This window comes from Kitasatospora sp. NPDC002227 (genome assembly GCF_040296285.1).
In the GTDB taxonomy this organism is placed as follows: domain Bacteria; phylum Actinomycetota; class Actinomycetes; order Streptomycetales; family Streptomycetaceae; genus Kitasatospora.
Genome location: NZ_JBEOWY010000097.1, coordinates 1 through 11,157 on the forward strand (window position 1 = coordinate 1; position 11,157 = coordinate 11,157).

The 11,157-nt window shown below is 68.8% G+C and carries 12 protein-coding genes; 7 read left to right on the forward strand and 5 right to left on the reverse strand.

Annotation, left to right across the window (positions count from 1 at the left end; genetic code table 11):
* Positions 1-753: hypothetical protein (locus ABT095_RS38015; RefSeq protein ID WP_350534204.1), on the reverse strand; the 753-nt coding region annotated here is incomplete at its 3' end.
* 37 nt (positions 754-790) lie between these two features.
* On the opposite strand from ABT095_RS38015, the gene ABT095_RS38020 reads away from it, so the two are divergent.
* Positions 791-1,300 carry a CGNR zinc finger domain-containing protein gene (locus ABT095_RS38020; protein WP_350534205.1) on the forward strand — a complete coding sequence of 170 codons (510 nt, stop codon included), beginning with the start codon at positions 791-793 and terminating at the stop codon, positions 1,298-1,300.
* Positions 1,301-1,349: 49 nt separating this feature from the next.
* Here the strand turns inward: ABT095_RS38020 and ABT095_RS38025 are convergent, their stop codons facing one another.
* The gene (locus ABT095_RS38025) at positions 1,350-2,558 is read right to left on the reverse strand and encodes an ISAs1 family transposase (RefSeq protein WP_350534206.1); all 1,209 of its coding nucleotides are present in this window, start codon (positions 2,556-2,558) and stop codon (positions 1,350-1,352) included.
* Positions 2,559-2,722: 164 nt separating this feature from the next.
* Positions 2,723-3,211 (reverse strand): YfbM family protein, encoded by a 489-nt coding sequence (locus tag ABT095_RS38030; RefSeq protein ID WP_350534207.1) that lies wholly within the window; start codon positions 3,209-3,211, stop codon positions 2,723-2,725.
* Between the two features lie 1,330 nt (positions 3,212-4,541).
* Here ABT095_RS38030 and ABT095_RS38035 point away from each other — a divergent pair.
* Positions 4,542-5,156: a hypothetical protein gene (locus tag ABT095_RS38035; protein ID WP_350534208.1), complete on the forward strand. Its 615-nt coding sequence runs from the start codon at positions 4,542-4,544 to the stop codon at positions 5,154-5,156.
* Positions 5,157-5,415: 259 nt separating this feature from the next.
* Here the strand turns inward: ABT095_RS38035 and ABT095_RS38040 are convergent, their stop codons facing one another.
* On the reverse strand, positions 5,416-5,724 hold the full coding sequence (locus ABT095_RS38040; protein ID WP_350534209.1) for a cytosine permease: 309 nt from the start codon (positions 5,722-5,724) through the stop codon (positions 5,416-5,418).
* A gap of 220 nt (positions 5,725-5,944) precedes the next feature.
* Here ABT095_RS38040 and ABT095_RS38045 point away from each other — a divergent pair, with 220 nt between their 5' ends.
* Positions 5,945-6,166, forward strand: coding sequence for a hypothetical protein (locus tag ABT095_RS38045; RefSeq protein ID WP_350534210.1), 222 nt, complete (start codon positions 5,945-5,947; stop codon positions 6,164-6,166).
* 35 nt (positions 6,167-6,201) lie between these two features.
* A complete protein-coding gene (locus ABT095_RS38050) occupies positions 6,202-6,816 on the forward strand; it encodes a hypothetical protein (RefSeq protein WP_350534211.1) in 615 nt (204 codons plus the stop codon).
* A gap of 184 nt (positions 6,817-7,000) precedes the next feature.
* Here ABT095_RS38050 and ABT095_RS38055 read toward each other — a convergent pair whose 3' ends face one another.
* Positions 7,001-8,416: a purine-cytosine permease family protein gene (locus ABT095_RS38055; RefSeq protein WP_350534212.1), complete on the reverse strand. Its 1,416-nt coding sequence runs from the start codon at positions 8,414-8,416 to the stop codon at positions 7,001-7,003.
* Positions 8,417-8,487: 71 nt separating this feature from the next.
* Here ABT095_RS38055 and ABT095_RS38060 point away from each other — a divergent pair, with 71 nt between their 5' ends.
* The 3 genes from ABT095_RS38060 to ABT095_RS38070 are packed head-to-tail and all read left to right on the forward strand — an operon-like array spanning position 8,488 to position 11,111.
* Positions 8,488-9,126, forward strand: coding sequence for a TetR/AcrR family transcriptional regulator (locus tag ABT095_RS38060; RefSeq protein WP_350534213.1), 639 nt, complete (start codon positions 8,488-8,490; stop codon positions 9,124-9,126).
* Positions 9,127-9,140: 14 nt separating this feature from the next.
* Entirely contained in the window at positions 9,141-10,754 is a 1,614-nt protein-coding gene (locus tag ABT095_RS38065) for an amidohydrolase (protein WP_350534214.1), read from the forward strand.
* A gap of 24 nt (positions 10,755-10,778) precedes the next feature.
* Entirely contained in the window at positions 10,779-11,111 is a 333-nt protein-coding gene (locus tag ABT095_RS38070) for a DUF6193 family natural product biosynthesis protein (RefSeq protein ID WP_350534215.1), read from the forward strand.
* The last annotated feature ends 46 nt before the right edge of the window (positions 11,112-11,157 follow it).

Genomic DNA, 11,157 nt, shown 5'->3' on the forward strand with positions numbered 1-11,157 from the left:
TCTCCAGGCCTTCGACATCGCCTTCGACGGTCGCCTCTCCGTCGGCCGCCGGTAACTCACACAACACGAGATACACCAGTCGCTGGACACACCCGTCAGCTCAGCCGCCTCGCGGAGCTGGTCGGCTTCGGCTCCGGGTGGCAGTTCGGCGGCGAGGGTGAGGGCGGCCGCAGCCGTCTGCGGACGGGCGCCGAGGGCAGCCCGCAGGTGGTAGGACCTGCGCAGCAGGGCGGTGCCCTGTTCATGGTCATGGTCCAGGAGGTGGGCGCCGAGGTGGCGTACCGCGTAGGACTCCAGTAGTGCGTCGCCGTGCTCTCGGGCGTGTTCCCGGGCGCGTTGGTAGGCGGCCCCGGCCAGGTCGGGGTCTTCCTCGATGTTGTCGGCGAGTACGCCGAGCCAGAAGGCGGCCCAACCCGCCAGCCGCGCGTCGTCCCTGGCGGCGGCGAAGCCCTGACGGGCCTGCTGGAGGTCGTCGGGGCGCGGGCCCAGGTCGAACAGCAGTCGGGTGTAGCGGATTTGCGCATCGAGATAACCCGCCAGGACCGGCTCGGACTGCATCAGCCCACCAACGGCTTCCTCGGCCTCCTCGGAGCCGTGCAGCCGCCACCAGAAGCTGTCCACCAAGAGCTCGGCCCGCTCTGCCACCGCGTCCGTCGGCAGTACGGCGAGTGCCTCGTCCCACCGGCCCATGCGGTGCAGCATTCGCGCGACGGCCGCTCCGCCGTCCATGATGTAGGTGGCATCAGTAGTCATGATGCCTACCCTGCAGGGCTGAAAGGTAGGTGGTCAAGTGCGTTACGTCGACTACATCGGGAATCTCACCCGCCTCGCGGTCGAGATCGTCAACGGCGACAGCCCGAGCGAGCTGCGCCGGGAGATGTTCCGCCAGCACCAGATCGCCGAACCGGATACCGAACGGCTCACTGCGTTCCTGCCTGGCCTGCGCGCCGCGGTGGAGGCCGCCTCGCAGGCCGGTCCGATCGGCCCCATCAACACCCTGCTGGAACAGCACCCTCCGCTGATCCGGGTCGACGACCACGACGGCGAGGGGTCATCCCACCTGCACTTCGCTCCGAACGGCGAGGACGCCGTGAGCTGGCTCGGGCGCAGCTGCGCTGCGGCACTCGCCCACGTCGCCTGCGGCGACCCGGCGGTCACCATCGGCCGCTGCCGCGCCGTCGACTGCGGACGCTTCTACGTCGACGACTCCCGCAACCGCACCCGGCGCTTCTGCTCCAACACCTGCGCCAGCCGGACCACCGTCGCCGCCTACCGTGCCCGCCGAAAGGAAACGGGCTGACCCCGCACGGCCGCAGGGCGGTGTCGTTCAGGGGATCTGTCCGGTTTGATCACGTGATGCCGAGGGTGGCCAGCGGTCGGGTGGCGTCTCGGCCGTGCTTGCGCAGGCCGGCGGCGATGTTGTCGCAGCCGGTGAGACGGAGGGCGCCGATGGCCAGGTTGCGCATTGCCGCCATGGCTCGGGGCGAGGTCCCGGTCCGCACGCGCGAGGCATCCTCGGCGAAGGTGGTGTCGCGCACGTGGTGGATCTTGTTCTCGATGCCCCAGTGTTCGCGTACACGGTGCGCGATCTCGGGAGCATCGGCCTGCTCCGCTGTCAGGTCGGTAACTGCGTAGACACGTTCCAGGGTGACCTTGCCGGCGGCGATGATCCGGCGACGGCGCACGATCTGCACGGCCTGGGCGGCGTGGGGGAAGTCGAGGCCACGGGTGACGGTGGCGGTTTTGACGCGGCGGATCTCGTCACGGCCGTGCTCTGTGGCGCGGGTCTTGTCCAGCAGCGGAACGTCCCGCCAGGGCAGCTGCTTCAGGTGCCGGTGCAGCAGCGGTTGGTTTCCCTTGATCACGGCGATGTAGTGGGCTTTCTTCTCCTCCACCAGGAAGCGGGCGTGGGCGGTCTGCGAGTGCAGGGCGTCGAAGGTGACCACGGTGTCGGCCAGGTCGAGCTCGGCGAGCATCGGCCGGAAGACGGTGATTTCGTTCGTCTTGGAGTCAACCTCGCGCTGGGCGGTGACCAGGCCGGTTCCGGTCATCGCGGCCAGCAGGTGTACCTGGGTTCCGTCGGTGCGGCGGGCACCACGGATGGTCTTGCCGTCCACGGCCAGGGAACGTCGGGGCTGCTTGAGCGGGTCCTGGCCGGATGGCGGGCGGTCGGGGTCGCGGGCGGCGAGCCAGGAGCCGATCGCTGTGTCGAGCGCGTCGCCGTCGATGCGTTGCAGGACCCGGCGCACGGTGGCGTCGGCCGGGGCGGTCGGGCCGCTTGGTTCACGGTTCGGTCCGCCGAGGGTGGTGAGCACGGTGGCCGGTGCGTCAGCGGCCCACTCTGCGATCGCGGTCAGAGATCTCGCGCCGGCCAGGACCGCGCAGGCGGCCAGGGCGAGGACAAAGGTGAGGGGATGGCGGCTGCCCTTGGCCCGGCGTGGATCAGGCACCGCGGCAAGACAGTCCAGCAGGCTGGAGTGTTCTTCGGCGGCGGAAAGCCGGGCAACAGCGAGCTGGCCCAGACCGGCGGGGATGGGCGTTGATGAGCGGCCAGGCACGGTCTTCCGTTGCGGTGATCAGGGACTCGACACCTCATGATCACCCGGAGGCCGTTCCTGTTTCCGTTCCGGCCCGATCCTGGGACAGCGCAGCTGGCTCAGGCACATGAGCTGTCATCAAGTCGGCAGACCGACTGAACGACACTGCCCCGGCTCCGAACCCTCTACTGGCCGACCGTAAAGATCACGTGGCTTCCTGCGTCCGCTGCCTGCCGGAAGAAGACGACCAGGTCGGTGAAGTTCGCCCAGGTGTAGGCGAAGTCCTCGTCGCCGAAGTTCGGCCCGTAGTCTTCGACGTCGATGCGGTCGTAGCCCGTTTTCAGTGCCTCGCGGTCGACATCGGCCATGGCGTCGGCGACATCGCGAACCTGATCCGGAGTGAGCAGGCCGACGATGTAATCGTCCCCTTCATGAAGCTGTACACCGCCCAGGATCACAGCGTTCAGCGGGTAGATGCCGTTGGCGTAGCCAAGGTAACCGTCGGTCAGGCTGCGATGGATGGCGTCCCACGCCTTGTCGGTGTCACAGTGGCCGACACCGATGCCCTCTTCCTCAATCTCCTCAACGAGCGCAGCAAGCTCATCGTCGTCGGCAGCCGCGAGCAGGCGATCGGCGGTCTCCGCATCGATGGCGAAGTGGACTCCCAGGCTCATACGGCACACCGTACAGGGCGGCAAGACCCATCACGTCCAGCTGATCACAGTCGGCCGCGCACGTCTGTCCGGCCGCGGGCCGCTCAGCGACAGCCAGGAACTCATGCCACGTGTCCAGGCCGGATGTCCTTGTCGACGTTCACATCCTCGCGCCCCCTCGGCCCACATGATCACAAAACGGACAGACACGCTGAACGACGCCGCCCTGCGCACGGCCGGCCCACTGCCGAGCAGACGAAGTGAGACGACCAGTAGCCCGGGCCAAGATGACCATTCGCATCACAGTCGATCCACCGCAGACCAACCCTTGACGATGCATCACGCGCGAAAGGAACGAACCGGACACTTCTTGATCCTGTAATGACCCCGCCCCTGCCTGTTGGATCCGCTTGGCACGATGAGCTGTCAATGGGGGAAGACGGCGACAGACTGGCAAGTCGGGGCTTCCATCGCAGGCCGTTGTGTGGTTATTCTGCGATCCACTTTGAACTGTGATGCCAGAGGTGCCTGTATGAATAAATCGGTGACCGCGGTCGCCCGACTCTTGGACGTTCCACTGATGGACGCGGGAAATAGAATTGACTGGAGTCGCTCCAGGTGCGAAGTTGGGCTCGATTATCCGGATGACTATCGAGATTTCGTCGACGCGTTTGGCCACGGGGCCATTTCTGGGGAACTGTACGTGGTTCCACCTCTGAAATACGGCCAGCAAGGCTGGGCTCCCGGTGGATTTCGAACGATGGTGGAGCAAACCACCCTCAGGTGTGCTCCGCAGTTCGAATGGCTGAAGCAAGAGTCTCCCGAATGCTTCCCATACTCGATGTACCCTGAGCCGGGGGGGCTACTGTTGTGGGGTAGCACTCCGAATGGTGATTGCCTGTTCTGGCAGACTGGTGACGCAGATCCGAATCAATGGCCAGTTGTCATCTGGTACCGCCATAAACTGCCCGAAGATGCATGGCTGGAGGCGCGATGTGGAATGGCTGAATTCCTTGTCCGGGTTATGTTGTCCCCAACCCCTGACCTGCTTCGCCTTCTACCGCTCGGGCAGCGGACCTGGGTCCCTGTGCGGAACATGGTTGAGTGAGGCCTGTTCCGTTGGCTGCACAGACTCTCATCGCTAACTAGCCGTTGCTCAACCGAGCGTGGTGATCGTGAGTTCGAATCTGCCGCCTCGGTTGGGTGATCCTCTGGGCGGCTCGGCATGCAAGTGGGGCCTCCCGCACAGCTCTGGTGCAAGGACACCGTGGGGTTGGGCCAGCTCTATCGCCTCCGGTGTCGCCGGAAGCGGATAGCCTCCGGCGACAAGGGGCGGCTGACGGGAGTGGACGTGAACATCAAGGAAATGCTGGACCAGCTCGGCGCGGTGATCGGACCGCCACCCCCAGACGGAGTGGTGCCGGTCTCGTGGGAGCTCGCGCCCGAGGCGCTCGGTTTCCAGCTGCCTGCGGACTACCGGGCGTTCACCGACCGGTACGGGTCGGTCAGCATCAGCAACGAACTGCACATCTACACACCATCGGCAGCGCCTAATCCCCAGATCGCGGAGCCGGTCGGATTCGAGGGGTTCCTGTTCAACACGACGGAACCCTACGGATACTGCGCCTGGCTGGCCGAGGCTTACCGGGACGGAGACTATGACGAGTGCCCGTATCCGCTATTCCCGGCCGAGGGTGGGATTCTAAAGTGGGGTAACAACTACAATTCCGACCATTTCTTCTGGTTGATGCGGGGCCCGGACCCGGATCGATGGCCGGTCGCCGCCAAGTTCCACTCGATGCGGGAGTGGGACCTGTTCGAGGGCGGCTTCCTGGAGTTCCTGCTGGCGGTGGTGACGGAGCAGTACCCATACCATGATGACGTCGTCCCGGAAGGGATGAAGCAGGTCGCCGGCGGCCGTGCTTATCGTTTCAAGGGTGACTGGTCGAAGCAGCTTTCGCAGTGAGCACGGGAACCTGGTCAACAGCTAGGTCGGGGACGCTACCGGGGGGCGGACGGCTGGAGAGTACGGCGGGATGACTCCTGACTCCGCTCATGGGTACGGAGTCGCGACTTGGGGTTTGACCGCCCCAAAGGTTGGACGTTGGGCCCCTGCCCGCACTCGCCAGTGCGGTGCGGACAGGGGCTCATCCTGTCGTCAGCTGCGGCCGGGCTCCGCTCAGCCGTTCACCGGCCCCCTTCGCGCCCGCCCCAGGATCGCCACGTCATCTGGAGCGCCCGCGCATCAGTCCCGCGTACACCCCCGAAGTCACCAAGATCCCGGTCGCCAGCGACAGGTCCACCCCGCCGAGGACGGCAGCGATCGGGCCGCTGAAGAGGGTGGTGGCAAGGGAGAGGGTGGAGACGGCCGTGCCGGCGCAGAGGGCGGTCACCCCGGCCCAGTTGATGCCACTGCGGTACCAGAAGGGGCCGGCCGGGGTCTCGTCGCAGAGGCCCGGGCCGTCGTAGCGGTTGCGGCGACGGAGGATGTCGGTGGCGTAGACGGCCATGCTGGGGCCGAGCAGGGCGACCATCAGCTAGAGGGCAGTCCGCGACCAGGGCTGGCGACATCCGGGGCTGGAGCGACGCCCAGGCGCGGGCGGTCGCTCTCGGGTTCACTCCGGGGTCCGATCTCGCCCGCTGCCACTCCGTGCCGCGAATGGCTGGCGGAACGGCGGACGAGCGGAACCTGACGCCGTGCTTCCAGCGGGGGCCAACACCAACCAGCGAACCGGCGGCGGCATCACGAACAGCATGCGGAGCTTCGAGACCAGAGCCGAGAAGGTCATGCCCCTAGGCCCTGTGCAGTACAACGTGAATCCGCAGTACACGAGCACCAGCAGCACCGTCCCGAATGGATGGGGGATGGGGCTCTACGGCTGGAACGCCACCACCGGCATGCCCACGGACTTCGGCTGGACGGTCGTAGACAACGGACGGTACGGCTCCAACGGATATGCAAACCTGGGAAACTAGCCTCCGACGAGATCGGGCGTCCGATAGGAGCGGACATGAACATCGAGGAAATGCTGGACCAGCTCGGCGCGGTGATCGGACCGCCACCCCCAGACGGAGTGGTGCCGGTCCCGTGGGAGCTCGCGCCCGAGGCGCTCGGTTTCCAGCTGCCTGCGGACTACCGGGCGTTCACCGACCGGTACGGGATGATCAGCATTAGAGATGAACTGCACATCTTCACGCCATCGGCAGCGCCTAGTCCCAAGAGCGGGCAGCCGCTCGGATTCGAGGGATTCCTGTACAACACGACGGAACCCTACGGATACTGCGCCTGGCTGGCCCAGGCTTACCAGGACGGGGACTACGACGAGTGCCCGTATCCGCTTTTCCCGGCCGAGGGCGGGCTTCTGAAGTGGGGCAACAACTGGAGCTCCGACCAGTTCTTCTGGCTGATGCGAGGCTCGGAGCCGGACCAGTGGCCGGTCGCCGCCAAGTTTGACTCGATGCGCGAGTGGGACCTGTTCGAGGGCGGTTTCCTGGAGTTCCTGCTGGCAGCGGTGACAGAACAGTATCCGTACCATGAGGAGGTTGTTCCCGGTGCGGTGGAGCAGGTCGATGGTGGCCGCGCATACCGCCTTCGGGGCGACTGGTCGAAGCAGCTTTGGCAGTGAGCCCGCGAACCTGGTCAACGGTCAAGTCGGCTAACTGCTGGGGTTCCTCGGACGGCTGGAGAGCGCGGCGGGATGACTCCCGACTCCGCTCCTAGGTGTGCAGCTGCGACATGCGGCCTGACTACCCAGGGCCCCTGCCCGCGTTCGCCAGTACGGTGCGGACAGGGGCTCATCATGCCAGCTGTCATCTGGAGCGCCCGCGCATCAGCCCCGCGTACACCCCCGAAGCCACCAAGATCCCGGTCGGCAGCGACAGGTCCACCCCGCCGAACGCGTCGGCCAGCGGGCCGGTGAAGAGGGTGGTGGCCAGCGAGAGGGTGGAGACGGCCGTGCCGGCGCAGAGGGCGGTTACTCCGGCCCAGTTGATGCCGCTGCGGTACCAGAAGGGGCTGTTCGGGGTCTCGTCGCAGAGGCCCGGGCCGTCGTAGCGGTTGCGGCGGCGCAGGATGTCGGTGGCGTAGACGGCCATGCTGGGACCGAGCAGGGCGACCATCAGCTCCAGCATGTTGTTGACGGTGTCGAGGAAGTTGGAGACCAGCAGGGCGTAGAGGGTGAGCGCCACGCCCAGCGAACCGTCCAGCGCGACGCTGCGCGAGCGGCGGACCCGCAGCCCGACCGCCTGCAGCGCGAGCCCCGAACTGTACGCGGTCATGGCATTGTTGGTGATCGCCCCGAGCACGATCGCCAGCAGGAAGACGGGTCTGAACCAGCCCGGAAGTACGGCGGCCAGCGCCGACTGCGGATCGGTCATGTCGAGCGCCGTGGCCGCCACCGCGCCGAGAGCGGTGAACAGCACGCTCGGCACGAACGCCCCGAAGGCCGTCCACCCCGCGACCGCCCGGGGCGAGGTCGAGGGCGCCAAGTACCGCGAGAAGTCAGCGCTGTTGTTGTACGAGAGCGGCGCCGAGGCGATCAGCGCCAGCCCGGCCGTCACCGCCGCCCACAGCGCCGAACCGTGCAGGGCGACCTCCGGCTGGTACGACCAGTCGGCCCGAGCCAGCACGTACCCACCCAGCACGACAAACACAACAGTGAGCAGCACCGTGAACGGCAGGTACAGCCGCACGATCGTCGCGTGCCCGTAGACACTGATCGCCAACGTCGCCGCGGCCACCGCCACGATGATGACGATCTTCAGCGGGACATTGAGCCTCACCCCCGCCTCCTCCGCCACCGCGAAGGCGGCCAGCGACCCAGCGGCCCAGTTCAGCGCCAGGTAGCAGACCGAGACGAACCACCCCGTGACCAGGCTCACCCCCCGGTTGCCCCGGATGCCGAACATCGCCCGGGTGATCACCTCGCTGGGCGTTCCCGCCGCCGGGCCGCTCACGGCGAGCAGGCCGACCAGCGCCCAGAACAGGTTCCCCGCCACGATCACGGCCAGCGACTGCCAGAGCCCCAGGCCCATCAGCACCAGCGCCGCACCGACCACCAGGTTGAGGTAGCTGACGTTGGGCGCGGCCCAGACGCCGAAGAGATCCCGGGCACGGCCGTGGCGCTCGCTCTCCGGGATGTACTCGATGCCGTGGACCTCGACCCGTCCGGCCAGGTCAGCAGTGACAGGTTCGGTGTGTGGGTCCGGGACGGTGGTGGCAGCCATGGAGTCCTCCGAAAGGGCAAGCCCGTGGGGTTGGCTTGTCTATTGGTCGCACATCCAATAGCGTGCGGGGCATGTCGTCAAGGGTCGCAAACTCCGACAGTCAGCCCAAACGGGTCCGAAAGTCCCCCGAGGCCAGGCGGGCCGAGATCGTCGCCAACTCGGCGGCGATCGCCCTCGCCGAGGGCCTGGAGTGCATCACGATGCGCCGGGTCGCCGACGAGCTGGCCGTGCGGCCGGGCCTGATCAGCCACTACTTCCCGGTGGCGGAGGACCTGGTCGCCGAGGCCTTCGGCGTCGCCGCCACCGCCGAACTGGACGAGCTGCTGCCGGACACGACCGGCCAGCCGCTGGTACGGCTCGCCCGGTTCCTCGCCCTCACCAAGGGCGCCCGGTACGACGACGTCAGCCGCCTGTGGCTCAACGCCCGCCACCTCAGCCGCTTCCGGCCCGCCCTGCGCGAGCGGGTGGCCCGCCAGGAGGGGTGCTGGCGGGAGCGGCTGACCGCCGTGATCCGAGAAGGCGTCGAGGCCGGCGTCTTCCGTACCGAGGATCCGCTGGCCACGGCCGTCCAGATCCTGGTCGTGCTCGACGGGCTCGGCGCCCACGTCAACACCCGCCGCGACGGCCACCCCTCGGCGGTGGCCGACCTGGCCGTCACCACCGCCGAACGCGAGCTCGGGCTGACCCCCGGCGCCCTCACCATCCCCTGACAGGAGCCCCGCCCGTGCCCACCGACCTCGTCCTGCTCAACGCCCGGCTGCTCGACCCGGTCACGGGCACGTTCCTCCCCCATACCGCCCTGGCCGCCGGCGGCGGCCTGATCACCCGGCTCGGCGCGGACCGCGAGCTGCGCGACCTGGCCGGCCCGGCCACCACCGTGATCGATCTCAAGGGCGCGGTCGTCACCCCCGGCTTCGTGGACGGCCACCTGCACCCGGTCTCCGGCGCCGAGCGGACCGCCGGCACCGACCTGAGCGGCTGCACCGACCTGCCGGCCGTCCGGTCCGCGCTCGCCGATGCCGTCGCCGCGCTGAAGCCCGGCGAGTGGCTGCGCGGCTGGGGCCTGGACCCCAACGTCTTCGGCACCGGCCCGGTCTCCACCGCCGCGCTCGGCCCCGTCCTGGACGGCGTACCGGCTCTGATCGACCTCTTCGACGCCCACTCCGCCCTGGCCAGCCCGCGCGCCCTGGAGCTGGCCGGGGTCGACGGCCCGCGCCGCTTCGACCAGGCCGCCGAGATCGTCTGCGACGCCGACGGGCGGCCCACCGGGCTGCTCCTGGAGGACGCCGCCTGCGAGGCCGTCGAGGCGTACGCGCCCAAGCCCAGCCCCGAGCAGGCGCAGGCCCAGGCGGCGGCCGTGCTGCGCGGCATGGCCGCCGCCGGCCTCACCGGGGGCCACGCGATGGACGCGCACGGCGACTCGCTCGCGATGTACGCCGCGCTCGAGGCGGCCGGCGAGCTGCCGCTGCGCGTACGGGTCGCGCCGCAGTGCCAGCCCGGCTCGGACGCCGACGCCGTCGCCGCGCTCATCGAGTTGCAGGGCACCGGCGGGCGGTACTGGCGGGTCGACGGCGTGAAGCTCTTCATGGACGGCACCATCGACAACGGCACCGCCTGGCTGGAGCAGCCGGACTGCCACGGCGAGTCCACCCACGCGTTCTGGCCCGACCCGACGGCCTACAGCCGGGTGGTCGGGCGGCTGCACCGGGCCGGGGTGCCGACCGCGACCCACGCGATCGGGGACGCCGCGGTGCGGCACGCCCTCGACGCGATCGAGGCCTGCGGGCCCTCCGCCGTCCGGCACCGGATCGAGCACATCGAGACCGTGCCGGACGACACGGTGGCGCGGTTCGCGCGGCTCGGCGTGATCGCCTCGATGCAGCCCACCCACTGCTGCGAGTTCACCCGGGCCGACCACACCGACAACTGGTCCCGCCGCCTCGGCGAGGAGCGGGCGGCCCGCGCCTGGCGCTGCCGCGACCTGCTGGACGCCGGCGCCCGGATCGTCCTCGGCTCGGACTGGCCGATCGCCCCCTACCCCCCGCTCGCCGTCATGGCCGGCGCCCGCCACCGCCGCCCCGCCCGCGACCTCACCGAACCCCCGCACAACCCCGCCCAGGCCCTCACCCCCCTCCAGGCCCTCCGGGCCTACACCCTCGCCCCGGCCTGGGCCGCCGCCGAGGACACCGTCTCCGGCCGACTCGCCCCCGGCTTCCGCGCCGACCTCACCGTCCTCGCCGCCAACCCCCTCGACACCCCGGCCACCGAACTCGCCGCCCTCCCCGTCCTCCTGACCGTCATGGACGGCCGCCCGACCCACCGCGCGGCGGAACTCTGACGGATCGTCGGCCATACTCCGGGCATGAGCGAATCGCTGGGCGACACCTGGGACTCCCTGACCCGGTGGGCGGCGGAGTGGGACGAAGGCCTCCGCACCCCCGGCCGGGCCTGGACCGCGCCGAACCTGTCGGCTCTCGTCCACGCCGCCCGGCACAGCTCCCTAGGTCGCTACTACCCGTCCGCCAGCCACGCCTCCCTGCGCTTCAGCACTGAGCCCGAGTCCGCCCGCACTCTCCAGGTCGGCATCGCCCTGTCCCTCTCGGGCGGCTATCTCGTGCACGTCCAACCGACGCCGGACGAGCCGAGGGGTCTGTACGGTGACCGGTGTATCTCCCGATCAAGGAAGAGCACCTGATGAGCGACGTGATCGCCTCGGTTGAGGCGGTTGAAGAGGTCCGGCC

What these genes read in the sequence shown, in the direction of transcription:
- ABT095_RS38040 (WP_350534209.1), bottom strand. Translation starts at nt 5,724, where the DNA reads ATGGTCGCCCTGCTCGGCCCCAGCATGGCCGTCTACGCCACCGACATC.
- ABT095_RS38050 (WP_350534211.1), top strand. Translation starts at nt 6,202, where the DNA reads ATGAACATCGAGGAAATGCTGGACCAGCTCGGCGCGGTGATCGGACCG.
- ABT095_RS38070 (WP_350534215.1), top strand. Translation starts at nt 10,779, where the DNA reads ATGAGCGAATCGCTGGGCGACACCTGGGACTCCCTGACCCGGTGGGCG.
- ABT095_RS38060 (WP_350534213.1), top strand. Translation starts at nt 8,488, where the DNA reads ATGTCGTCAAGGGTCGCAAACTCCGACAGTCAGCCCAAACGGGTCCGA.
- ABT095_RS38045 (WP_350534210.1), top strand. Translation starts at nt 5,945, where the DNA reads ATGCGGAGCTTCGAGACCAGAGCCGAGAAGGTCATGCCCCTAGGCCCT.
- ABT095_RS38030 (WP_350534207.1), bottom strand. Translation starts at nt 3,211, where the DNA reads ATGAGCCTGGGAGTCCACTTCGCCATCGATGCGGAGACCGCCGATCGC.
- ABT095_RS38055 (WP_350534212.1), bottom strand. Translation starts at nt 8,416, where the DNA reads ATGGCTGCCACCACCGTCCCGGACCCACACACCGAACCTGTCACTGCT.